Below are 23,353 nucleotides of genomic sequence, written 5' to 3' on the forward strand. Positions count from 1 at the left end.
GGTCTTTTATGTGCTTAAAATCGATCTATATCGAAGGGATCAGTGTTTTGCGACACGCGAGAGGATGATTTTTCATGACCGCACCGATCGAGCTTTTCTACTGGCCGACGCCCAACGGCTACAAGATCACGATTTACCTGGAAGAGGCAGGCGTTCCCTACAACGTCAATTACGTGAATATCGGCAAGGGCGATCAGTTCAAGCCGGAATTCCTCAAGATTTCGCCCAATAATCGCATGCCGGCGATCGTCGATCCGGAAGGGCCGGGCGGCGAGCCCGTCTCTGTGTTCGAATCTGGCGCGATCCTTCAATATCTCGGCCGCAAGTTCAAAAAGTTCTATCCCGAGACCGAACGCGAACGCATCGCGGTCGAGGAATGGCTGTTCTGGCAGGTCGGCGGGCTGGGGCCGATGGCGGGACAGGCGCATCACTTCCGCAATTACGCGCCGGAAAAGATCGCCTATGGCATTGACCGCTACACCAACGAGGTCAACCGCCTCTATGGCGTCATGAACACGCGTCTCGGCGAGGCGGAATATCTCGGCGGCGACTACTCGATCGCCGACATGGCCTCGATCGGCTGGGTTCGATCGCACGAGGCGCAGGGCCAGAACCTCGATGATTTTCCGAACCTGAAGCGGTGGTATGAGGCCGTGATGGCGCGCCCGGCGGTCCAGGCCGGCCTCGCCGTGGGGCAGGATGAGCGCGAGAAGTGGAACCTTACCGCGGACAAGAACGCCCAGTCCGTGCTCTTTGGCCAGAAGGCGCGCTGAGCGGATGCCGCGTCGCTTCGGGCGCCCGGCTCAGCCGAGCGCCTGAAGTACGGACGGAAGTTCCTGGGCGAACAGGTCCATGTCTTCGCTCGGCCCGGTCGAGACGCGGATGCACCGGTCAAGCGGCGCGACGCCGGGCATGCGGATGAAGACGCCGCGTGCGCCGAGCGCATCGACGATGGCGCGCGAATAGGCGCCGTCCCTGCCGCAATCGATGGCGACGAAGTTCGTCGCCGAGGGCAGCGGCTCGAGGCCATTGTCACGGGCGATCCGGGCGATCTCGTCGCGCGATTCGCGAATGCGCCCGATGACGCTCTGCAGATAGGCCTGGTCGGCAAGGGCCGCCTCGGCGGCAACCAGCGTCAGGCGCGGCATGCCGAAATGGTTGCGGATCTTGTTGAAGGCGGCGATCGTTTCGGTCTCGCCGATGATGTAGCCGGCACGCGCGCCCGCAAGGCCGTAGGCCTTTGAGAAGGTGCGGAAGCGCAGGACGTTCGGCCGGTCGAGAAAGCGGTCGATCGCCGGAAAGGCTTCCGCCGGGCCGCATTCGCAATAGGCCTCGTCCAGAACCATCATGCAGGTTTCCGGCAGTTCCTCGACGAAGCGGATAACATCGTCTTCATGCCAGAAACTACCCATCGGATTATCGGGATTGGCGAAATAGACCATGGTCGCGTCATGTTCCTTCACCGCCGCCATCAGCGCATCAAGGTCTTCCCTGTCGCCCGCATAGGGCACGCTCACCCGTTTTCCGCCGAAGCCGTCGACATGATAGTTGAAGGTGGGATAGGCGCCGAGCGAGGTGACGACGGTCGTGCCCGGCGAGACGACCAGCCTGACGGCCATGCCGAGGAGCCCGTCGACGCCTTCGCCGATCATCAGGTTTTCCGGCTTGCAGTCGTGATGTTCGGCAAGGGCCAGGCGCAGCGACAGGTGTTCGGAATCGGAATATTTCCAGATATCGCCGGCGGCCTCGCGGATCGCCGCAAGCACGGATGGCGCAGGGCCGAAGCCGCTCTCATTCGCGCCGATACGGGCGATGATCGGGTAGTTGCGGGTGCGCTCCAGTGCTTCGGGTCCGACAAAGGGGACCGTGGATGGCAGTTCCTTGATCAGAGAGGTAAAGCGCGGGAATGCGGCCATGCTGTGCGTCGTCCGATTGCTGTGAGAAGGGGCTCCAACATAATCGCTGCGTTTGGGAAGGCAAGCGCCGCGAGACCGCCCGAAACGCAAAACGGCGCCATTCGGCGCCGTTGGCAGTTCAGTGCGAAGTGCGGTCTCAGCGGAAAGCGCGGGCCGCAACGCGATCGATATCGCCCGGCAGCAGGCCGATATCCTTGAGTTCGGCGGCGGTAAGATTGCGCAGCTGGGAGCGCGTGCGACGGTAGCTGAACCATTTCATGGTGAAGTCGAAGGGATGCATGGGTGTTTCCTCGAATTTTTCCGGCAGCTTTGTGCTGTGTTGATTTTGACCGGGAAGATACAAGGAAAACGGCAATGCGTCGTGTGCAGTTATTATGCAACTGCCATGCATTTGTGCATTGGGTTGCACAATATCGGTGCAGGCCTGTGGCGCCGCGTAGTTTTGAGGCATTCCGCGCGTGACAAGCGTCAAGTTCGCTTTTTACAGTCGGTATCTGCTCAAAAAAAAGCCCCGCGCCGGGTTGGCGTGGGGCTTTTGCAAGGTGGGCAAGGCAGCGCTTAGAATGCGGCCTTGCGGGCAACGCGACGGATGTCTTCGCGGTTGATGCCGAGGTCGGACAGTTCGCGCGCATTCATGCGGCCGAGTTCCGAAACGGTCAGACGATACTTGATCCAGTTGTTGAACGAACGAGCCATGCTCATGTTTCTCTCTCCTGTTTGCTGCGGCGCTTCGATTTCCTGCGCCTCAATCTCTGATGACCTGGATATAGTCCCTGCCTTCGGTCTTGGTCAGTGGGTTTGCGGTAAAGCCGCTATGCGTTTTGCGCATGGCGCTGGCGGAGAGGGTCTGCAAACGCCGCAACAAGGGGCAGAATGGCCTTTAAAAAGTAGAGACGTGTCGTGAATGCCGGTGCCCTGTCGAAGGAATGACGGAACCGGTTTTGCACGGCTGGGAAGGGAGGAGGGGGAGCGCGGAAGTTTGCATCGCACAAAAAAATAACGCTCACCGGGGGAGGAGGATCCGGTGAGCGTCATTTGCGTTGGTCGACGACTGGGAGGAGGAGCGTCGTCAACCCATCGAAGCGCGCTGGGAGGAGGAGGAGTGCGCAGCTTCGAATTTCGAACCCGGGGACCGGGCCAAGTGATTGAGCTTCTGTCAAACCGTTTTGATGTCTGCTCGATCACTCTGTTGATCTCTATATACGCGTCCGGGCCGGAAATTTGCAGTGCCATCTCGGCATAGAAGGTATGCATGAGGCGCATGCCGGGTTGGATGATTGGCCAAAATCGCCTGAAAACGGCCGTTTGCCGGGCATTGGGCTCATCAATCGTTACCTTTGCGCGCCCGCAGAAAGGCGATGAACTGCTTCTCGTCCATCGGGCGGGAGAAGTAGTAGCCCTGCTGGAGATAGCAACCGAGCGCCTCCAGCTTCTCGAAATGGTCCGTCGAGGTCACGCCCTCGCAGATAACCCCGATGTTGAAGGTCTTGGCGATCCGCACGATTGTCTCGACAATCTGCAGGCTTTCCTCCGATCCGGTGATCGGGGCGATGAGCTGCCCGGCGATCTTCAGCCGGTCGGGCCGTACCTGGGTGAGGCCGACGAGCGAGGCGTAGCCGGACCCGAAATCATCGAGGTCAATGCCGATGCCGAGCTTCCTGATGGCGCTTACGGTCTTGATCAGGGCGCTGTCAGGCCGGTCGAAGGGAATGGATTCCAGCAATTCGAAATGCACGGTGTCGGGCGGCAGGTTGAACGAGGAGAGCCGGTCGAGCAATAGCGGGTCACGCAGGCGCTGGGAGGAGATATTGACCGAGACGCCCGGAAGCGGCATGCCCGCCTCGCGGCTGGTCTCAAGGATGGACAGGGCTTTCTGGAAGACGATGTCGTCGATCGAATGCAGCAGGCCAAGCTGTTCGGCGACATCGAGAAAGGCCTTCGGCTCCAGCACGCCGCGACGCGGATGCTGCCAGCGGGCGAGGGCTTCAACGCCGACGATCGTCGAAGTTCTGACATCGAAAATCGGCTGGTAATGCGCGGTGATCTCGCCGTTTTCGACCGCTTCCTGCAACTCGTCGGCCAGGCGCTTCAGAGAGAAGGTCTTGGCCATCAGATTGCTGGTATAATTGACCGTGCGCCCGCGCCCGCGGTTCTTGGCCTCATAGAGCGCGAGGTCGGCCTTGATCAGGAGATCGGAGGCGGTGTCGCTGGAATCTTCCGCCGTGGCGATGCCGAGACTGACCCCGAGGCGGCAGGAGCGGCCATCGATCCGCAATGGTTTCGCGAAGGCGGCCGTCACCGCTGCGGCGAAGGCCTCGACATCGCTTTCGGCCGGCATCAACGCAACGAATTCGTCGCCGCCGGTGCGCGCCAGGAAGTCCTGAGGGCCGACATGCTGCGTGAAGGTGTCGGCGGCATAGCGCAACACGTCATCGCCAAAGAAGTGCCCCATCGTGTCGTTGATGGTTTTGAAGCCGTCGAGGTCGATCAGCACGATATTCATGCCTTCGGGCAGGGCGCCGCCGGCCTGCGCAGCATCCAGCCGCTTTTCGAAATGGCGCCGGTTGGGAATGCCGGTCAGCGTATCCTGAAGGGCGATCTCCTCCATGCGGGCGCGGGCATCTTCCAGCGCCACATTCTGTTCTTCCGCCCGGGCCTTGGCCTCTGCAAGCGCCTCCTGAAGAGCCTTGTCGGCCGAAACATCCCAGTTGACGCCGACGAACTTGCGCTTGCCGTCGGCGTCGCGATAGGCGTTGCCGGCAGAGCGAATGGTCTTTTCCTGGCCGACGGGGGTGATGATGCGGTATTCGGTGAGAAAGCCGTTGTCGTTTTCCGCATCTTCCCAGTTGAACTGCCTGAAGCGTTCCTGGTCTTCCGGATGGAGCCGCGAGCGCCAGCTCTGGAAGCTCTGCACATGGCTCTGGCCCTCAAGGCCGTAGATTCTCAGGATCTGGTCGTCCCATATCTGCACGCCCGTCTCCAGATCGTGCTCCCAAAGGCCGATATTGGAAGCGTTGAGGGCCACGTCGAGGTGACGGGAAAGATTGTCGACCGCCATCATGCTGCGGCGGATATTGATGTTGTCCCGAAGGCGCGCCCGAAACAGCAGGAGCAGGGCGATGAACGGCGCGACAAATGCCAGTGCCAAGAGCCCTATGGCGAGACGGAAGGCCCGGGCCCAGTCGAAATTTCCCTCCGTGAGGTGATGCGGAGAAACGCTGATGGTCCAGGTCGCATTCTCGACGCGGATATCCTCGTGAATGGCGTCCTCGGGCGTCAGGTCGCTTTCTCCGGCGGTGGCAAGCTGGTCCGGGCCGGGTTCCGGCACGGTCTGCACGCTGAGCCGCGTCGTTCCCTCAAGCTCGAGAAGGCCGACGGCCTCTAGGATTGCCTCGAAGCCGACGACGAGTTCCAGGTTTCCGGCATCGAAGGTGTAGCGATAGACGAGAATCCGCTCACCGTTCGGCAGCGTGAAAGGACCGAAGATCTTTCGCGCGTCGGCGCCGTCTTCGGGAAGCGGAAGAGAGCGCATGGCTGCGGAAAGGTCTTGCGGCAAAACGAGGGAAACGTCGCCGCGGTTGAGGACGACGGCTTTCGTCCAAGGCGCGGAGGCAAGAAAGGTTTCTACCGAGGTGTCATAGCCTTCAAGGCCTCCATCGTCGAAACTCTCGGCGAGGGCCTTGCCGACATTGTCGGTCATGTTGAGGACGGATTTCAGAGCCTTGGCAAAGCCGGCGGCGCGCGCCTCGGCCTGCTCTATGCGCTCCTGCCGGATGGCGTCGCGGATAAAGACACCGCCGACGACGGTTCCGGTCGCCAGCGTGGCAAAGAACAGAACCGTCAGGATCGCGTAGAGCCTGAGTGTCGAACGTCGATCGCGCGGTATGCTGGCGGTCTTCAGCAGGGCCATCGCGCGACCCGCAGAAACGTACCGGCCTTCGATTGCATCGCAAGCTCCCCTGTTGCCTGTCTTGCCCCCACGCCTCCTCCGTCTGTCAAGGTTTGGGATCCTCCGCCAGCGTCGCACCCTACCGGCGGTCGCCTGCCATATCTTGTTATATCTGCGCGCGGCAGACTGCGCGAGAGATTCGGGTCGGTTTCCCGCCTGCTAATTAACTGTGATAGGAGCCGCGTGCTCGATAGTCAAACGGCTTGCTGCATTCGCGCATCGCGTTTCGTTCGTGCCTTTTCATGGGCCTCAGCGCCTGATCGCGCGGGTGATTGCGATCGAAAGCCGGCCCTGCGCCATGCTAAAGCCGGCCCTGCGCCATGCTTATGGCTCAGATACGGATCGCATGCCCCGTGTCCAGATGGTTTGAGGCCGGTCGAAGATCCGGCTGCTCGCGCGCGTGATGAAAAGGTTATCGCGAAGCGATTTCATTTCCGCGTGAAACGAATTAAGAGATGGGCGCGGCCACAAACCGCGCGTGAAGGGTTGCGTTGCTGACAGAAAGGTTTCCCAAATGAGCCATCTGGACGAAGAAGTGCTGAAAGAGGCCGAAACGCGCGAACAGACCCACGACATCTACAATGAGGAAGGTGCGGTCAGCGCCGAGTTCCTGGCCGGGGTCCAGCAGGCGATCGCCGAAAAGGACACCGCATATCTGCGCGAGGAGGTTGCCAATCTCCACGAATCCGAGCTCGGCGATGTCATCGAGGCGCTTGATTACGACAGCCGGCCTGAACTCGTTCGTCTCCTCGGCGACGAATTCGACCTGACGGCGCTGACCGAGGTGGACGAGGCGATCCGCCTCGACATCATCGAATCGCTGCCATCCGAACAGCTTGTCAGCGCCTTGAGCGCGCTTGATTCGGACGACGCGGTCTACATTCTCGAAGATCTCGGCGACGAGGAGCGCGAGGATATCCTCGCCAAGCTGCCCTTTACCGAACGCATCAGGCTGACGCGCTCGCTCGACTATCCCGAAAGCTCCGCCGGCCGGCGCATGCAGACGGAATTCGTGGCGGTGCCGCCGTTCTGGACCGTCGGCCAGACCATCGACTACATGCGCGAGGATGACGACCTTCCCGATTCCTTCTCGCAGATATTCGTCGTCGATCCGACCTTTCGCCTGCTCGGCGCCGTTGATCTCGACAGCATCCTGCGCACCAAGCGCCAGGTGAAGATCGAGGCGATCATGCGCGAGACCAACCACCCGATCGATGCCGAACTCGATCAGGAGGAGGCCGCCCAGGTTTTCGAACAATACGACCTTCTCTCCGCCGCCGTGGTCGACAATAACGGCCGGCTGGTCGGCGTGCTGACCATCGACGATGTGGTGGATGTGATCCACGAGGAGGCCGAAGAGGACATCAAGCGCCTCGGCGGCGTCGGCGACGAGGAACTGTCGGACAATGTCGTGCGGGCAGTCCGCTCGCGCTTCGGCTGGCTCCTGATCAACATGGGCACAGCCTTCATGTCCGCGAGCGTCATCGGTCTTTTCGACGAGTCGATCGGCAAGATGATCGCCCTTGCGGTCTTGATGCCGGTGGTCGCTTCCATGGGCGGCAATGCCGGGACACAGACCATGACGGTGACCGTGCGGGCGCTCGCGACCCGTGACCTCGACATCTACAACGCCGCGCGAATCATTCGCAGGGAAGCAGGCGTCGGCTTGTTCAACGGGGTCGTCTTTGCCCTTCTGATCGCGTTAGTTGCCGGTTACTGGTTTGACAATCCGCAACTCGGAGGAGTTGTGGCCGCCGCCATGATCATCAACATGTTCGCCGCCGCCATGGCGGGCATTCTGATTCCTCTCCTTCTCGACCGGGCCGGCGCCGATCCTGCCATCTCTTCGTCGGTTTTTGTGACCACGACCACTGATGTCATCGGCTTTTTCTCATTCTTGGGAATTGCGACCTGGTGGTTTAACATCTAGTTTCGTAAACGTTTTCCAGACCAAACAATAAATAATCGGCGGGGCGCATTGTGCAGAAGAGATTTTATTCGATAACAGAACTCACGCGCGAGTTCGGGGTGTCCACCCGGACACTCAGATTCTACGAGGACGAGGGACTGCTTCAACCGGAGCGACGTGGTCGTACGCGTCTCTACAGCGAAAAAGAGCGCCTGTTGATCAAGGAAATCCTGCGAAGCCGTCGCATTGGACTGACGCTTGCCGAGATTCGCGACATGCTGAACCTGTTCCATCGCCCCCCGACCGAAATGGATCAGCTCAAGCACACCATGGACGAGATCAAGTCGCGGCGCGAAGACCTGCGCCAGAAACGCCGCGATATCGACGAGATGATGAGCGAACTCGACAATGCCGAGGAGACCTGCCTTGCACGTCTCGCCGAGATCGGCGTCGGCACCTGAACTTCCCCGGCCGCCTTCCAGGCCAATCCTACCGAATGCTGCACGACATCGCGATTCGACCGAGCGCAACGGCATCCTCGTCGCGCGTATCGTTGCGCATCAGCGGGCCGAGCAGGCGTTCCTCTTCCAGAGCGTCGAGCGTGCAGGCGCAATAGGAACGGCAGAAGCCGGCCGCATCCGTCTGTTCGCACGTCGTCTGACAGCCGGAGAGATAGGCCGGCGCCGGATTTGGCGGGACAATGAGCGTTGCGACATAGACGAGGCCGTAGAGCACAGGCTGGTGAACGAGATAGACGATCAGGCTGTGACGGCCGAGAAAGGTCAGCGGGTTTTCCGTTGCCGGCAGCTGTTTCTGCCGCCTCAGCCATGACAGCGTGAGTTTCGAGACGGCAAATCCTGCGAGGAAGGGCGCGATCCACGGCAGCAGCGGCACATAATCGCTCGAAGGATAGGGATGGGCCGCCATGCCGATCCAGGCGAGATAGCGCGGGTCAAGCGCGTCGAACGTGACAAGATGCGGGGCAAATAAGGCGATCGCGGCGATGACGAGGGTGATGCCGGCCGGTACTTTGCGGAACAGAAGGCCGATCACCGAGGCGACGGCGATGATGTGGAGAATGCCGAAATAGATGATGGCGTCCGGCGTGGCGAAGAACGAGACCGCCGTGATCGCAAGGCTGGCGGCCGCGAGAATGGCGAGTCTCCTCAGAAAGGATCGCGGCCTCAGCGAGGCGCCATGGGCCATCCACAGGCTGTAGCCGGCCAGAAACAGGAAGCTTGCCGCGTCCAGATGGGCGAAGATCGCCCAGCCGCCGCGCGTCGACAGGCCGGGGGAGACATAACCGAAAAAGTCGAGGTCCCAGACGAAATGGTAGATCGCCATGGCGATCAGCGCGATCCCGCGTGCGGCATCAATCGCATGGATGCGCCGGCCTTTGGTCGCAGGCGTCGTCTTCTCGTTCATGCGGTCTCTCCGCTTTCGCTTTGGGTGGCTTCGAGGATGGTCCGGCGCGCCTCGGAGAAATACTGGCGACGCGTCAGGATCATGAACACGAAGGCTGTCGTCGCCATGAACACATAAGGCCCGAGAAACCAGCCGAGATAGCCGATCGACAGGAAGATCGCCCTGAGCCCGGTGTTGAAATGGCGCGCGGCGATGATGTTGACGTCGGCGATCTGCTCGGCCATCCGCTCCATGTCCTTGTCCGCTTCAGGCGTGTCGTTGCGCATCGGCAGGGCGCCGAACAGGATGGTGTTGTAATTGAACAGGCGGTAGGACCAGCCGAATTTGAAGAAGGAATAGCCGAAGATCGCCGCAAGGCCGCCGGCCTTCATCTCGAAGGCCGCCCGGGTCGAGGGAATGAGGCCGGGCAGGTCCTCGAACAGCATCTGCGCCCGGTCGGCCTCGCCCATCAGCGCGAAACAGCCGCCGATGGCGAAGATCGAGGTCGAAGCGAAGAAGGCTGTTCCGTTCTGCAGGCCGGAGAGGATTTGCGTGTCGATCATCCGCAGGTCGCGCGAAAGCGCCGTCTTCATCCAGCGCCTGCGGTGGATCATCATGGCGGAGGTGAGGCTCGTGCGGCGGATCAGGTTGAAACGCCCACTGACAGAACTGTCGAAGACGAACCAGCAGAGGAGAAAAAAACTGAGAGCGATAAAATCGGTGCCCGTCATGAAACCCGGCCTTCGGTCGATGCGTTTTTCCGGCGCGTACAAGGGGTTGGCGAAAGGCCCTCAGCCGCGACATCCCTGTTGTGTCGGCAGCGCGGAGGCTTTGCAAGCGGCGATCTGCAAAAATTCTCCGCATCCCCCATTGCAGTTTCTGTGACAGTTTAATAAAGCGATAACCATCGGTGCGCATCCTCCCAATAAGCGCACTGGGGTCAAGACAATCGGAGCTATTATGGAAGACACCGCGCACAAGTCCTGCTGGGGTGTAACCCTGCGGGCTGTTATCGGTTTTGGTGCTGTTGTCGGAATTGCGTATCTCGTCATCGCTGTCTGAGCAGCCTATCGAATTTTCCTAAAAAACGACGGCGTTCCTCGAAGAGGGCGCCGTTGTTTTCGTTTGACGCCCGGTTTTTCTCCTCCACATTGATTTCTGCCGCGATCAGATGCGACCATGTCGGTGAGGCGCGCGCCTTCCTGCCGCTCGCGCTGCCAGATGGCAGTATGAATGCAGCATTTTTGGCAATGGAGAGACCGGAATGTTCCTATCGGTTTTCGAGGTCTTCAAGATCGGCATCGGGCCGTCGAGTTCGCACACCATGGGGCCGATGTCGGCTGCCAACCGCTTTCTGGCGCTGCTGGCCTCCAGCGAATGGCCGCGCCCGGCAGGCGCCGTCGTCTCGCATCTTCGCGTCAGCCTGCACGGGTCGCTCGCCTTCACCGGCGTTGGCCATGCCAGTGACCGCGCCGTCATCCTGGGGCTTGCCGGCGAGCGTCCGGAGACGGTCGATCCGGACCGGATGGACGCGATCATCGCCGATATCCGGCAGAAGGGCGCCGTCGAGCCGCCCGGCCACCCGTCTTATGCGTTCGACTGCGACGCGGATGTGATCTTCAACAGAAAGGAGCCGTTGCCGGGCCACGCCAACGGCATGACCTTCTACGCGCTCAATGCCGACGGCGCGATCCTGCTGCGGCAGATCTATTACTCCGTCGGCGGCGGATTCGTGCTGACCGACACGGAGCTGACGGCCTGGAAGGACGAGAAGGATTTTCCCGCGGGCGAGAGCGATGAGGACAGGATTCCCTTTCCCTTCCGCTCTGCCGCCGAAATGCTGGATATGGCAAAGCGCTCCGGCCTGACGATTGCCGCGATGAAGCGCGCCAACGAGGAGGCGCGGATGACGCGCGGCGAGCTTGATGCCGGTCTGGACGCGCTCTGGGACGCCATGGATGGCTGCATCGACCGGGGCCTCAAGGGCGAGGGCGTGCTGCCGGGCGGGCTGAAAGTACGCCGCCGCGCCGGCCAGCTCTATGATAAGCTTTCGCAGGCCAAGCTTTCCAACCAGTTCGACCCGCTGATGGCCAATGACTGGCTTTCCATGTTCGCCATGGCTGTCAACGAGGAGAATGCAGCAGGGGGCCGCGTCGTCACCGCGCCGACCAATGGGGCTGCCGGCGTCGTGCCGGCGACGCTGCGCTATTTCCGCGAGTTCCAGAACGCTGGAGGAAAGGAAGCGACCCGTGACTTCCTGCTGACGGCCGCAGCCATCGGCGGCATCATCAAGACCAATGCCTCGATATCGGGCGCGGAGGTCGGCTGTCAGGGCGAGGTGGGCTCTGCTTCGGCGATGGCGGCGGCGGGGCTCGCCGCTGCCATGGGTGGCACACCGGAGCAGGTGGAAAATGCTGCCGAGATCGCGCTCGAGCATCATCTTGGCATGACATGTGATCCCATTGCCGGCCTCGTGCAGGTGCCCTGTATCGAGCGCAATGCGCTGGGCGCGGTGAAGGCCGTGACGGCCGCGTCGCTGGCGCTGAAGGGCGACGGCACCCATTTCGTGCCGCTCGACAATTGCATCGAGACCATGCGCCAGACCGGCAACGACATGCATGAGAAATACAAGGAGACCTCCACCGGCGGCCTTGCCGTCAATGTGGTGGATTGCTGATTTTTTCATGCCGTCAAAACCTTGACGATACACCTCCGGCGCGCTTCATAAGTTCCATGAGCCTTCATATTCTGAAATTATGCGTCGGCGCGACCGGGATTGACGATTTGCGCGGCTGGGTCTCGCAAAGGTCCATGGCCGCGATCGCCGCCGGCCTGGAACCGCACACCGTCCACACCACGCGGATGACGCCGAAGCGGCGCGACGAAATTCTCGACGGCGGTTCGCTCTACTGGGTCATCAACGGCCAGATTCGCGCCCGCCAGGCCCTCCTTGACATCACCAACCATACGGACGGGCAGGGCATCCAGCGCTGCGATCTCGTGCTTGCTCCGCAGGTGGTCGACACCGTGCCCGTGCCGCGCAAGCCGTTCCAGGGCTGGCGCTACCTGAAGCCGGAAGACGCGCCGCGCGACCTCGATTTCGGCGAGGGAGGCGAAGACATGCCGGAGGAGCTTCGCGCCGAACTGGCGGAACTGGGGCTGCTTTAAAAAGGTGGGCCGCGGAGCCCGCCTCCAGTTTGTTGGCAAAATATGTTGCAGACCGATGGTGCCTGCCAACAATTCTCCGTCACCCCGGCCTTGAGCCGAGATCCAGGGCCTCAAAAACACCTTTTCTGCCAAGGCCTTGAATTTGACGGACTTTGATACTTGGCCCTGGGTGCCGGCTCAAGGCCGGCATGACGGCATAAGAGGTGAGGGCTTTGTCGCCACCAAAAAAAGCGGGCCGCTAAGCCCGCCTTTTCCATCTCGCTCTGCTGTCGTCCCGCCTCAGTGCAAAATCTGGCTGAGGAACAGCTTGGTGCGCTCGTGCTGCGGGTTGTCGAAGAATTCGTGCGGCGAATTCTGTTCGACGATCTGGCCCTGGTCCATGAAGATCACGCGGTTGGCGACCTGCCGGGCGAAGCCCATTTCGTGGGTCACGCACAGCATGGTCATGCCTTCCTCGGCAAGTCCCACCATGGTGTCGAGCACTTCCTTGATCATTTCCGGGTCGAGGGCCGAAGTCGGCTCGTCGAACAGCATGATCTTCGGGTTCATGCACAGCGAACGGGCAATCGCCACGCGCTGCTGCTGGCCGCCGGAAAGCTGGCCGGGATATTTGTCCGCCTGCTCGGGGATCTTCACCCGTTCCAGGTAGTGCATCGCGATTTCTTCGGCTTCCTTCTTCGGCATCTTGCGCACCCAGATCGGCGCAAGCGTGCAGTTTTCCAGGATCGTCAGATGCGGAAACAGGTTGAAGTGCTGGAACACCATGCCGACCTCGCGACGAATTTCGTCGATCTTCTTCAGATCGTCCGTCAGCTCGATATTGTCGACGATGATATTGCCCTTCTGGTGTTCCTCCAGACGGTTGATGCAGCGGATCATCGTCGACTTGCCGGAGCCGGAGGGCCCGGCAATGACGATGCGTTCGCCCTTCATCACTTTCAGGTTGATATCGCGCAGGACGTGGAAGTCGCCATACCATTTGTTGACGTGGATCATCTCGACCGCGACCTCGGTATCCGAGACGGTCATGTGAGAAGTGTCGACGGTTTCTACCATGAATTTATCCTCAAATACGCGAAGCTAGCTTCGGTGGCCGGTGTCGAGATGGCGTTCCATGAAGCTGGAATAGCGCGACATCGCGAAGCAGAAGATGAAGAAGACGAAGCCGGCGAAGATCAGGCCGGTGATCGGCGTGACCGGGGAGGCCCAGCTTGAGTCGGTGAAGTTGAACTTGATGATGCCGAGCAGATCGAACATGCCGATGATCGAGACCAGCGAAGTGTCCTTGAAGATCGAGATGAACTGATTGACGATCGCCGGGATGACCAGCTTGATCGCCTGCGGCAGGATGACGAGACGCATGGTCTGCCAATAGCCGAGGCCAAGCGATGCGGCGCCCTCGAACTGTCCCTTGGGCATGGCCTGCAGGCCGCCGCGAATGGTCTCGGCCATATAGGCGGAGATGAACAGCGACACGCCGACAATGGCACGCAGGAACTTGTTGATCGTCATGCCTTCGGGCAGGAACAGCGGCAGCATCACGCTCGCCATGAACAGGATTGTGATCAGCGGCACGCCGCGCACCACCTCGATGAACATGATCGACAGCGTCCGCATCACCGGCATTTTCGACCGTCGCCCAAGCGCCAGAATGATGCCGAGCGGCAGCGACACGGTGATGGCGAAATAGGACAGGATCAGCGTGACCATCAGCCCGCCCCAGTCCGAAGTGTCGACGACCGGAAGACCGAACACGCCGCCATACAGGATGAAGAAGGCGAAGATGGGCAGGATGATGAACAGCGCCAGCGCGTTCCAGCCCTTGTGCGGCGCCTTCGGCATCAGCAGCGGGATCAGCAGCGCGGTGAACAGGATGGCGATCAGGATCGGCCGCCACATCTCGGCGTCGGGGTAGCGCCCGAACATGATCTGGTCGAACTTGGCGCCGATGAAGGCCCAGCAGGCTCCGCTCCAGCCATCCGGCTGGACGCCGCCCTGGGCGATCGTCGCGCAGGCGGTGCGGTCCGTGCCGGTCCAGGCGGCGTTGATGAACAGCCATTCCACCATGGGTGGGACCGCCCAGACCAGAAAGATGATGGCGAGGATCGAAAGAAACGCATCCTTCGGGTTGGCGAAGAGGTTTGTGCGCAGCCACAGCGCAATGCTGCCGCTCTTCTGCGGGGCCGGCTCCTGGGCCTGCATTTCCTTGCGGACATAAGCGATTTCGTGCGCCATCTTATCTCTCCACCAGGGCCATCTTGGCGTTGAACCAGTTCATGAAGATCGACGTCAGAATGGAAAGCGTGAGGTAGATGATCATCCAGATGGTGACCACTTCCACCGCCTGTCCGGTCTGGTTCAGGACCGTCTTGCCGACGGCCACGATATCGGCATAGCCGATGGCGACCGCGAGCGAGGAGTTCTTGGTCAGGCTCAGATATTCGCTGGTCATCGGCGGGATGATGATGCGCATGGCCTGCGGAACGACCACAAGACGGGTAACCTTGCGCGGATGAAGGCCGAGCGCATTGGCGGCTTCCGTCTGGCCCTTGGCGACGCCGAGAATGCCGCCGCGGATGATCTCCGCCATGAAGGCCGCGGTATAGAGCGACAGCGCCAGATAGAGCGACATGAATTCCGGCCCGAGCACCGCGCCGCCCTGCAGGTTGAAGCGTCCCTTGACCGGGATGTCGAAGGTGACGGGCGAACCGGCGATGAAATAGCCGATCACCGGAAGGATGATCAGGATCGCGACGCTTGTCGTGAAGGTCGGAAACTGCTGCCCGGTCGCCATCTGTCGGCGGCCCGCCCAGATTGAAAGGGCTACCACAAGGCCGATGGCGAGGATCAGGGCAGCGCCGATCAGCCAGGAGCCGGGTCCGAAAACGGGGCTGGGGAAGGCAAGCCCGCGATTGTTGAGATACATGTCCATCGGCAGCGCAAGGCTGTCGCGAGCAGATGGAAGCAGAGCCAAAACCCCCGTATAGAAGAAGAAGATGACAAGCAGCGGCGGGATGTTGCGGAACACCTCCACATAGACCTGGCTCAGCTTGGCGATCAGCCAGTTGGAGGAGAGCCGCCCGATGCCGACGATGAAGCCGACGATGGTCGCCGTGATGATCCCCGCCACCGAAACGATGATCGTGTTGACGATGCCGACCATGAGCGCACGGCCGTAGGACATGTCATTATTGTAGGGGATCGGAATTTGCGCGATATCGAAACCGGCGCGGTTGTCGAGGAAGCCGAAGCCCGAGGCGATGCCGGCGGCCTGAAGGTTTCGAATTGTGTTGTCTGTGACCCACCAGACGAAGGCTACGACCGCCACGACGGTGACGAATTGGTATACGAAGCCCCGGACAGCGGGATTATAGAGTAGCGCGGCAGCCCGCGATTCCTGAAAAGGAGCGTTGCTTGACGTTTCAGCCATGTTTTCCCCGGTTGCCCGTGTTGGGCTATTTTTATGAAGGCACAGGGCGGGCGACCGCCCCGTGCCGGATCCGAGATAAAATCAGATGGAACCGCGTTTAGCGGATCGGCGGGCCGTACTGCAGGCCGCCATTGGTCCACAGAGCGTTGAGGCCGCGTTCGATCTTCAGTTCGCTGCCCTGGCCGACATCAGCCTCGAAGATTTCGCCGTAATTGCCGACGGTCTTGATGATGTTGTAGGCCCAGTCTTCTTCCAGACCGAGGTCCGCGCCCATCTTGCCGTCTTCCTCGGTGCCGAGAAGGCGCTTGATGCCCGGGTTGTCCGAGGATTCGGCGATTTCGTCGACATTTTCCGAGGTGATGCCGAATTCTTCGGCGTTGACCATGGCGTAGTGCGTCCAGGAGACGACGTCGCCCCACTGGTCATCGCCCTGGCGCCATGCCGGGCCAAGCGGCTCCTTGGAGATGATTTCCGGCAGAATGACGTAATTGTCCGGGTCCGACAGAGTCAGACGGATGCCATAAAGGCCGGACTGGTCGGTCGTGTAAACGTCGCAACGGCCCTGGTTGAAGGCGTTGTTGACGTCTTCGAGCGCCTCGAAGACAACCGGGTTGTATTCCATGTCATTCGACGCGAAGTAGTCGGCGAGGTTCAGCTCGGTCGTGGTGCCGGACTGGACGCAGACAGCGGCGCCGGAAAGCTCCTTGGCGGACGTGACGCCGAGATCCTTCGGAACCATGAAGCCCTGGCCGTCATAATAGTTGACGGTGCGGAAATCGAGGCCCAGCGAAGTGTCGCGGGAAAGCGTCCAGGTGGTGTTGCGCGTCAGAACGTCGACTTCACCCGACTGAAGAGCCGGAAAGCGGTCGGTCGCGGTCAGAGCAACGAACTTGGCCTTGGACGGATCGCCGAAAATGGCCGCCGCAATGGCGCGGCAATAGTCAACGTCGAGACCGGACCAGTTCCCCTCGCTGTCAGGAGCGGAAAAGCCCTGAAGGCCCGTGCTGACGCCGCAGGTGACAAATCCCTTTTCCTTGACGTCATCGAGCGTCGCGGCCGAAGCACCCTGGACCCCAAGACCGAAGACTGCTGCGCCGAGAGCGGCAGACAGAAGCGTCTTTTTCATTTTCCCAACCTTTGTTTATCGTTAAAACTTGTAGTTGTCCCCATGGCTGTAGCCTACAGTCAAGCAGCGACAACTGCCCGCAAACCCCTCGGTGCGAGCCCGTGCATCTCAGTCGTAATTTTCCAGATGGTCAATACTCGCCTCAGAAAAATGGTCTGATTTTGTGAAAAACGTCCATTTTCGTTCAAAAATTGGGCAGAGATACAAAATATGGGCAAAATGCTGCTGGTAATTCGGGCAGGAATTCCTTTCATTAGTCTAATCCTTTAGTCGTAATTTGGTTTTTCTCTTTGCGACTTGACCGCCCGAAAGCGACGATTCAAAACAGTGCGCGACTGCACTGCCTCTCAACTCAGCGGAACATCATCATGGCCTCACAAAAGACCGCCGGCAAAAAAGCCGGAGACAACACCATTCTCGCCCATGCGGGCCATGATCCGGGCGCGTTCCACGGCTTCGTCAATCCGCCTGTCGTGCATGCCTCGACGGTGTTGTTTCCCGATTCCAAGACGGCTGTCAGCGGGGGGCAGAAATACACCTACGGCACTCATGGCACGCCGACGACGGATGCCCTGTGCGCGGCGCTGAACGAGATCGAGAATGCCGCAGGCACGCTGCTCTATCCATCCGGCCTTGCCTCCATCACCATGCCCTGGCTTGCGTTCCTGTCGCCCGGCGATCACATCCTCATCGTCGATTCGGTCTATGATCCGGCCCGGCGCTTCGCCAACAATGTGCTGACGCGCATGGGGGTCGAGGTCGAATATTATCATCCCGCTCTCGGCCTTGAGGTCGAGAAGCTGTTCAAGCCCAACACCCGCATCTTTCACACCGAAGCGCCGGGCTCGAACACGTTCGAGATGCAGGATATTCGTGCGCTCTCGGACCTTGCCCATGCCAGGGGGGCTCTTGTCTCGATGGACAATACCTGGGCGACGCCGCTTTTCTTCAAGCCCCTCGATTTCGGTGTCGATCTCTCACTTAATGCCGCCACCAAATACCCCTCCGGCCATTCGGACGTCTTGATGGGCACCGCTTCGGCCAATGAACGCTGTTTCGAACAACTTGAGGAGCACTACACCTGGACCGGCATGTGCGCCGCGCCCGATGACAGCTACCAGATCCTGCGCGGGCTGCGCACCATGGGCGTGCGGCTTGCGCACCACCAGAAGAGCGCGCTTGCCGTGGCGCTGTGGCTGGAGGAACGGCCGGAAGTCTCCCGCGTGCTGCATCCCGCACTGCCGTCCTTCCCCGGCCACGACATCTGGAAGCGCGATTTCACCGGCGCCAGCGGTCTTTTCTCCTTCGTGCTGAAGGCGGAGGAGGGGGCGTTCAGGGCCCGCCAGCACGCTTTCCTCGACGCGCTCGACATTTTCGGGATCGGCTATTCCTGGGGTGGCTACGAATCGCTTGCCGTGCCGGTGAATCTGTCGAACCGCACGGTCTGCACCGCGCCGGAAGACGGCCCGGTCATTCGCCTGCATATCGGGCTGGAAGATGTCGAGGACCTGAAGGCGGATCTGGAAAAGGGTCTGGCCGCCGCTTCGGCCGTTTGAGACTGAGCGAAGCAATGCACCAGAGAAGCCGGCGGCCCGGGGAGGGCGGCCGGCTTCAGTTTATTGGCAAACCTCACTTCGCCCTCATCCGTCACCCCGGCCTTGCGCCGGCATCCAGGGCCAGATAGCAAGGGCTGACGCACTTAAAACACAGTGGCAAAGGGGTTTTTCATGGCCCTGGACCCCGGCTCAAGGCCGGGGTGACGGAGAATGGGAAGCAGGCTTCTCGCAACTCCAACAGGCTTTGTCAGCAATCTGAAGCCGACGGCCCGGGGAGGGCGGCCGGCTTGCCTGTTTCAGCGGCGGTCGAAGCGTCTTTCGCCAAAGTGGCGTTCGCCGGGTCGCATTGAGGGGCCGGGGCGAACGGGTCCCGGGCCATAATAGGGCGGGCGCACACCGGGTGGCGGTCGGTGCGGCGGCGGCGGTGCTGCATGCGGTGGCGGCCGGCGCGGCGGTGGTGCACCCCAGCCGGGACGATAGCCGGGCGGCGCACGCCATCCCGGCGGCGGTCCGCCCCATCCCGGCGGCGCGCGCCAGCCGGGCGGCGGCAGGTAGGGTCTCGGCGGCGGCGGCGGCGCATAGCGGTTCCAGGTCCCGTACCACGGATAGCCGCGATAATAATTGTTCCAGTAGGACTGCGAAAAGGCGGTGATCGCGATCCCTGTCGCGAAGGCGATGCCGGGCGTGAGCACCTGGCGCTGGCCCTGATAGACCACCTTCATGTAGCGCGCGGCAAGCCAGCCGCGATAGTTCGCATAGGACACATCGCACCAGCTATAGTCGGCAAGGCAGCCATTATTGGCGATCGATGCGCCTGCCGGCACGACGGTGATGGCGGGATAGGACGTCGACGGGCCGGCGCGCAGATTGACGTTGGTCGTCGCATAGGCGTTGACCGACTGGGCCTCGGCCTGGGCGGCAAAAAGCGTCGCTGCGAGTGCGATGCCGGTTGAGGCGATGATAGCGCGGAGTTTCATGTCTGCTGCTCTCCCTTGGCGATGAAGGCAAGTCTAGCCCCGCAAGCTGAAACGGGGATGAACGAACCCCCGCATCCTTTCGGCGCAGGCCTTTGTCAGATCCGGTCGAGCCCGTAGGCGTGATAGCCGTAGAGCCAGTCGAGTTCGCCGGCGAGCGTCTCGGGAGAACGCAGTTTCAGCACGATATCGCGCCCGATTCTGATCGGACCTGACGCGTGATAGGCGAACTTGTTGAAGCTGGTGCGCTTGCGCAGCGCCGCAAGGCGCGGCTTGCGGTGGGCGACGAAGGCGTCGAAGGCCTGCGGCGCTTCCATGGTGGCAAGGAAGGCCGCCAGTTCGAACCCGTCCTCGATCGCCATTGCCGCCCCTTGCGCGGAAAACGGCATCAGCGCGTGAACGGCATCGCCGATCGCGATCGTGTCGCTGCCATTGTGCCAATTGCCTTCGCCCACCTCATAGAGCGGCCAGAAGGTGGGTTGGTCGGCGGAAAACAGCCGGGTGAGTTCCGGGCTCCAGCCCTTGAAATGGCGCTCCAGCGCCGTCTTCCAGCTACTGTCGACCTCGGTGTGCCAGGCTTCCCCGGCGCTTGCGCCGGCGGCGATCGCAACCAGGTTGAAACCGCCGACATCGCGCAGCGGATAGGCGACGAGATGGGCCATCGGTCCCATGAAGGCGGTGACGCTGTCACGTTTCAGAAATCCCGGTGCATCTTCCGAGGAGAGCACGAAGCGCCAGGCGATGTTGCCGGAAAAGCGCGCTTCCGGCGCGCCCTTGATCTGCCGTCGGCTGTGCGACCACACGCCATCTGCGCAGATGATGACATCGGCGGGTTTTTCCGTCCTGTTGGCAAGCGTTGCCCTGTTTGCCTTGTCGATGCGCGTGCCGAGGTTGAGCGTCGTGAGCGGTTCATCCGCCACGGCGTGTTTGAGCGCCGATTGCAGCGTGGCGCGGTGCAGTGTGCCATAAGGCGCGCCCCAGCGCTTGCGCGCCTCGCCGACGGGGACATGCGCGAGTTCCTTCAGGGTCAGGCCCGAGGCCAGGGCCACTTTCTTCGGCTCCCGCCACTGGCCCTCGAGCCGGCCGAGCACACCGATCTTCGCCAGGCAGCGCGAGGCGTTGGGCGAGATCTGAAGGCCAGCGCCCACTTCGGCAAGCGCATCGGCCTGCTCGAAGATCTCGCTGGAAATCCCGTGCCGGGCGAGCGCCAGCGCGGCCGTCAGGCCGGAAATGCCGGCGCCGACAATGGCTGCATGTGCAATCGTCATCTTCTCCTCCCGACCCTTCGCCGCGCCATGACGAGACCGACGCCGACCAAGGGCTAGGTCAGGCGGCGTCGACGTGGTAGGCGCAGCCGGGCGGGTTGGTCTCCTCGCCGTGAAGCGCGGGCGAGTACTTGTAGAGCGTCGAGCAATAGGAACAGACCGCCTCATCCTCGTCGCCCATGTCGATGAAGATATGCGGATGGTCGAAGGGGGCGGATGCGCCGACGCACATGAATTCCTTGACGCCAATCTCGATGCTTCTGTGTCCGTCGTCGTTCTTGAAATGGGCGATCCCGTGGCCAGCCATAATTGTCTCCGGTTCCTTGAGCTTTCGGCCCGGACACTATAACTCTTCGCTGCAAATGTGTAGTACCCGAATTGCGATGGCGGGCGGTTTTGAACCGCCGATTTGCCGGGGGCTTTCGGGCAGATGTCGACAATGGAGACGGCCGCGATGAACCTCAACCTTCCGCACTTCGCCACATTCGAACATGACGGGCTCGAGCTCGCCTTTTTCGACGAGGGCGAGGGCGCGCCGGTGCTGCTAATTCATGGCTTTGCCTCGACGGCGGCGGTCAACTGGGTGCATCCGGGCTGGCTGAAGACGCTTGGCGATGCCGGCTACCGGGTGATTGCCATCGACAATCGCGGCCACGGGCAAAGCGACAAGCCGCATGACCCCGAGGTCTATTATCCGGCGCTGATGGCCGGCGACGCCGCCGCGCTGCTCGAACATCTCGGGATCGAGAGCGCCCATGTGATGGGCTATTCCATGGGCGCGCGGATCTCGGCCTATCTGGCGCTCGCTCATCCGGAAAAGGTGCGCTCGCTGGTCTTCGGCGGTCTCGGCATCGGCCTTTGCGACGGGGTGGGCGACTGGGACGCGATCGCGGCGGCCTTGAGAGCGCCGTCGCTCGATGACGTCACCGACGAGAAGGGCCGCATGTTCCGCGCCTTTGCCGACCAGACGAAGAGCGACCGCCTGGCCCTTGCCGCCTGCATCGAGACATCGCGACAGAACATTGCGCGCGAGGACATCGGCAAGATCGCGGCGCCGACCCTCATCGGCGTTGGCACCAAGGACGATCTGGCGGGCTCGCCGCAGACGCTCGCCGCCCAGATGCAGAACGCCATCGCGCTCGATATTCCCAACCGCGACCACATGCTGGCCGTCGGCGACAAGGTGTTCAAGAAAGCGGTTCTGGAGTTTCTTGCGCGCGAGAACGATGACTGACACGAAAATCTGACTGCGCGTGCATTTGTAATCGGCCCGCAGTGATCTATATTCGCGCTCAGAAAGAGAAGCGACTTCGTTGGAAGGACAGGCGCCAAGCGCCCGAACCACAGGAGGCCACGATGGCCGCACATCCCGACAAGACCGGTCACGAGACCAGCCTGAAGGCCGTCGATCCGATCTGGGCGAGCCTGAGAGCCGAGGCGGAATACGCGCTTGAGAAGGACCCGATCCTCGCGGCCTTTCTCTATTCGACGATCCTGAACCACACCTCGCTTGAGGACAGCGTCGTTTACCGCATCTGCGAGCGGCTCGATCATCCGGACGTGCAGGCGATCCTGCTGCGCCAGACCTTTGACGAGATGCGGCGCGACTGGCCGGAATGGGGCGATATCCTCCGGGTCGACATTCAGGCCGTCTATGACCGCGACCCGGCCTGCACCCGTTTTCTGGAGCCGGTGCTCTATTTCAAGGGCTTTCATGCCATCCAGACCCACAGGCTGGCGCACTGGCTGTGGCAGAAGGGGCGCCAGGATTTCGCGCTCTACCTGCAGAGCCGGTCTTCCAGCGTGTTCCAGACCGACATCAATCCGGCCGCGAAAATGGGCAAGGGCATCTTCCTCGACCACGCCACCGGCCTTGTCGTTGGTATGACGGCGACGATCGGCGACGATGTCTCGATCCTGCAGGGCGTCACGCTCGGCGGCACGGGCAAGGAAAGCGGCGACCGGCATCCCAAGATTGGCGACAGCGTGCTGATCGGCGCCGGCGCCAAGGTGCTCGGCAACATCACCGTCGGTCATTGCTCGCGGATTGCTGCCGGCTCCGTGGTGCTGAAGCCGGTTCCGGCCAATTCGACGGTTGCGGGCGTTCCGGCGAAGGTGATCGGCACGGCCGGTTGCTCCGATCCCGCCCGTTCAATGGACCAGCTGATCGGTTCGGAAGACTGACAGCCCGACCTTGAAAAACCATCCGCCCTCGCATTTGCATTCTCGGCTCTTGCGTGTCACAAGCGCGCCAACACTTGAAGACCAGACGGAGTTCATCCCTTGAAGCCAGACGAAATCAAAAAGCTCGACTCCTATTTCAAGCGCATGTTCGGCCCGCTCTTTGCCGTGCGCGCGCGTCCGCGCAAGGACGATTCCTGCGAGGTTTACCGCGAAGACGAATTCATCGGCGTCATCTATCTCGACGACGAGGACGGCGACCGTTCCTTCAATTTCTCCATGGCGATCCTCGACGTCGATCTCGACCCCTGATCGTCAAAGAGCCTTTCCAAATATCGACCGGCCGTCATCCGCGGCCGGTTTTTTTTGTGCGTTCCGAAAGGATTGGCGCAGACGAAAAAAAACCGGCCCAGGGGAGAGCCGGCGTAAGGAAAGAAGCGAAAAAACTTTGGTAATCGGAAACTGCTTCGAACAG

22 protein-coding genes are annotated in these 23,353 nt (G+C 61.3%); 9 read left to right on the forward strand and 13 right to left on the reverse strand.

Features of this window, described 5'->3' with window-relative positions:
- The first annotated feature begins 74 nt into the window (after nucleotides 1-74).
- A complete protein-coding gene (locus GGR30_RS07665; protein ID WP_183484341.1) occupies nucleotides 75-773 on the forward strand; it encodes a glutathione S-transferase N-terminal domain-containing protein in 699 nt (232 codons plus the stop codon).
- Between the two features lie 30 nt (nucleotides 774-803).
- Here GGR30_RS07665 and GGR30_RS07670 read toward each other — a convergent pair whose 3' ends face one another.
- From GGR30_RS07670 to GGR30_RS07685, 4 genes are all read right to left on the reverse strand, one after another.
- Entirely contained in the window at nucleotides 804-1,916 is a 1,113-nt protein-coding gene (locus tag GGR30_RS07670) for a pyridoxal phosphate-dependent aminotransferase (RefSeq protein WP_183484345.1), read from the reverse strand.
- Nucleotides 1,917-2,052: 136 nt separating this feature from the next.
- Nucleotides 2,053-2,388, reverse strand: coding sequence for a DUF1127 domain-containing protein (locus GGR30_RS23355; RefSeq protein ID WP_246413660.1), 336 nt, complete (start codon nucleotides 2,386-2,388; stop codon nucleotides 2,053-2,055).
- Between the two features lie 86 nt (nucleotides 2,389-2,474).
- The gene (locus tag GGR30_RS07680; protein ID WP_183484348.1) at nucleotides 2,475-2,618 is read right to left on the reverse strand and encodes a DUF1127 domain-containing protein; all 144 of its coding nucleotides are present in this window, start codon (nucleotides 2,616-2,618) and stop codon (nucleotides 2,475-2,477) included.
- 622 nt (nucleotides 2,619-3,240) lie between these two features.
- Nucleotides 3,241-5,826 (reverse strand): putative bifunctional diguanylate cyclase/phosphodiesterase, encoded by a 2,586-nt coding sequence (locus GGR30_RS07685; RefSeq protein ID WP_183484351.1) that lies wholly within the window; start codon nucleotides 5,824-5,826, stop codon nucleotides 3,241-3,243.
- A gap of 553 nt (nucleotides 5,827-6,379) precedes the next feature.
- Here GGR30_RS07685 and mgtE point away from each other — a divergent pair.
- Nucleotides 6,380-7,795, forward strand: coding sequence for a magnesium transporter (mgtE, locus tag GGR30_RS07690; RefSeq protein WP_183484355.1), 1,416 nt, complete (start codon nucleotides 6,380-6,382; stop codon nucleotides 7,793-7,795).
- A gap of 47 nt (nucleotides 7,796-7,842) precedes the next feature.
- Nucleotides 7,843-8,235, forward strand: a complete 393-nt coding sequence (locus GGR30_RS07695) for a MerR family transcriptional regulator (RefSeq protein WP_183485030.1) — start codon at nucleotides 7,843-7,845, stop codon at nucleotides 8,233-8,235.
- Nucleotides 8,236-8,263: 28 nt separating this feature from the next.
- Here the strand turns inward: GGR30_RS07695 and GGR30_RS07700 are convergent, their stop codons facing one another.
- Both GGR30_RS07700 and GGR30_RS07705 read right to left on the reverse strand, forming a co-directional pair.
- The gene (locus GGR30_RS07700; RefSeq protein ID WP_183484359.1) at nucleotides 8,264-9,199 is read right to left on the reverse strand and encodes an acetyltransferase domain-containing protein; all 936 of its coding nucleotides are present in this window, start codon (nucleotides 9,197-9,199) and stop codon (nucleotides 8,264-8,266) included.
- Complete coding sequence (locus GGR30_RS07705; RefSeq protein ID WP_183484362.1) at nucleotides 9,196-9,909, reverse strand: DUF599 domain-containing protein; 714 nt, start codon at nucleotides 9,907-9,909, stop codon at nucleotides 9,196-9,198. The genes GGR30_RS07700 and GGR30_RS07705 overlap by 4 nt, the downstream gene beginning before the upstream one ends.
- 533 nt (nucleotides 9,910-10,442) lie before the next feature.
- On the opposite strand from GGR30_RS07705, the gene GGR30_RS07710 reads away from it, so the two are divergent.
- Complete coding sequence (locus tag GGR30_RS07710; protein ID WP_183484365.1) at nucleotides 10,443-11,855, forward strand: L-serine ammonia-lyase; 1,413 nt, start codon at nucleotides 10,443-10,445, stop codon at nucleotides 11,853-11,855.
- A 56-nt stretch (nucleotides 11,856-11,911) separates the two neighbouring features.
- Nucleotides 11,912-12,346 (forward strand): DUF1489 family protein, encoded by a 435-nt coding sequence (locus tag GGR30_RS07715; RefSeq protein WP_183484368.1) that lies wholly within the window; start codon nucleotides 11,912-11,914, stop codon nucleotides 12,344-12,346.
- A 279-nt stretch (nucleotides 12,347-12,625) separates the two neighbouring features.
- Here GGR30_RS07715 and GGR30_RS07720 read toward each other — a convergent pair whose 3' ends face one another.
- From GGR30_RS07720 to GGR30_RS07735, 4 genes are all read right to left on the reverse strand, one after another.
- Nucleotides 12,626-13,402: an amino acid ABC transporter ATP-binding protein gene (locus tag GGR30_RS07720; protein WP_183484371.1), complete on the reverse strand. Its 777-nt coding sequence runs from the start codon at nucleotides 13,400-13,402 to the stop codon at nucleotides 12,626-12,628.
- A 24-nt stretch (nucleotides 13,403-13,426) separates the two neighbouring features.
- Nucleotides 13,427-14,581: an amino acid ABC transporter permease gene (locus tag GGR30_RS07725; RefSeq protein ID WP_183484375.1), complete on the reverse strand. Its 1,155-nt coding sequence runs from the start codon at nucleotides 14,579-14,581 to the stop codon at nucleotides 13,427-13,429.
- A 1-nt stretch (nucleotide 14,582) separates the two neighbouring features.
- A complete protein-coding gene (locus GGR30_RS07730; protein WP_183484377.1) occupies nucleotides 14,583-15,776 on the reverse strand; it encodes an amino acid ABC transporter permease in 1,194 nt (397 codons plus the stop codon).
- A gap of 97 nt (nucleotides 15,777-15,873) precedes the next feature.
- Entirely contained in the window at nucleotides 15,874-16,902 is a 1,029-nt protein-coding gene (locus GGR30_RS07735; protein ID WP_183484380.1) for an amino acid ABC transporter substrate-binding protein, read from the reverse strand.
- Between the two features lie 368 nt (nucleotides 16,903-17,270).
- Here GGR30_RS07735 and GGR30_RS07740 point away from each other — a divergent pair, with 368 nt between their 5' ends.
- Nucleotides 17,271-18,458, forward strand: coding sequence for a cystathionine beta-lyase (locus GGR30_RS07740; protein WP_183484383.1), 1,188 nt, complete (start codon nucleotides 17,271-17,273; stop codon nucleotides 18,456-18,458).
- A 296-nt stretch (nucleotides 18,459-18,754) separates the two neighbouring features.
- On the opposite strand, the gene GGR30_RS07745 is transcribed toward GGR30_RS07740, so the two are convergent.
- The 3 genes from GGR30_RS07745 to GGR30_RS07755 all read right to left on the reverse strand — a co-directional run bounded on the left by GGR30_RS07745 (nucleotide 18,755) and on the right by GGR30_RS07755 (nucleotide 21,004).
- Complete coding sequence (locus GGR30_RS07745; RefSeq protein WP_183484386.1) at nucleotides 18,755-19,435, reverse strand: SH3 domain-containing protein; 681 nt, start codon at nucleotides 19,433-19,435, stop codon at nucleotides 18,755-18,757.
- Between the two features lie 95 nt (nucleotides 19,436-19,530).
- Nucleotides 19,531-20,700, reverse strand: coding sequence for an FAD-dependent monooxygenase (locus tag GGR30_RS07750; RefSeq protein ID WP_183484389.1), 1,170 nt, complete (start codon nucleotides 20,698-20,700; stop codon nucleotides 19,531-19,533).
- A 58-nt stretch (nucleotides 20,701-20,758) separates the two neighbouring features.
- On the reverse strand, nucleotides 20,759-21,004 hold the full coding sequence (locus tag GGR30_RS07755; RefSeq protein WP_138749413.1) for a zinc-finger domain-containing protein: 246 nt from the start codon (nucleotides 21,002-21,004) through the stop codon (nucleotides 20,759-20,761).
- Between the two features lie 147 nt (nucleotides 21,005-21,151).
- Between GGR30_RS07755 and GGR30_RS07760 the strand changes: the two genes are divergently transcribed.
- The 3 genes from GGR30_RS07760 to GGR30_RS07770 all read left to right on the forward strand — a co-directional run bounded on the left by GGR30_RS07760 (nucleotide 21,152) and on the right by GGR30_RS07770 (nucleotide 23,190).
- A complete protein-coding gene (locus GGR30_RS07760) occupies nucleotides 21,152-21,931 on the forward strand; it encodes an alpha/beta fold hydrolase (protein ID WP_183484393.1) in 780 nt (259 codons plus the stop codon).
- A 122-nt stretch (nucleotides 21,932-22,053) separates the two neighbouring features.
- Nucleotides 22,054-22,881: a serine O-acetyltransferase gene (gene cysE / locus GGR30_RS07765; RefSeq protein WP_183484397.1), complete on the forward strand. Its 828-nt coding sequence runs from the start codon at nucleotides 22,054-22,056 to the stop codon at nucleotides 22,879-22,881.
- A 99-nt stretch (nucleotides 22,882-22,980) separates the two neighbouring features.
- A complete protein-coding gene (locus tag GGR30_RS07770; protein WP_106304892.1) occupies nucleotides 22,981-23,190 on the forward strand; it encodes a DUF3126 family protein in 210 nt (69 codons plus the stop codon).
- Nucleotides 23,191-23,353 lie beyond the last annotated feature (163 nt).

This window comes from Martelella radicis, from assembly GCF_014196625.1.
GTDB lineage: Bacteria > Pseudomonadota > Alphaproteobacteria > Rhizobiales > Rhizobiaceae > Martelella > Martelella radicis.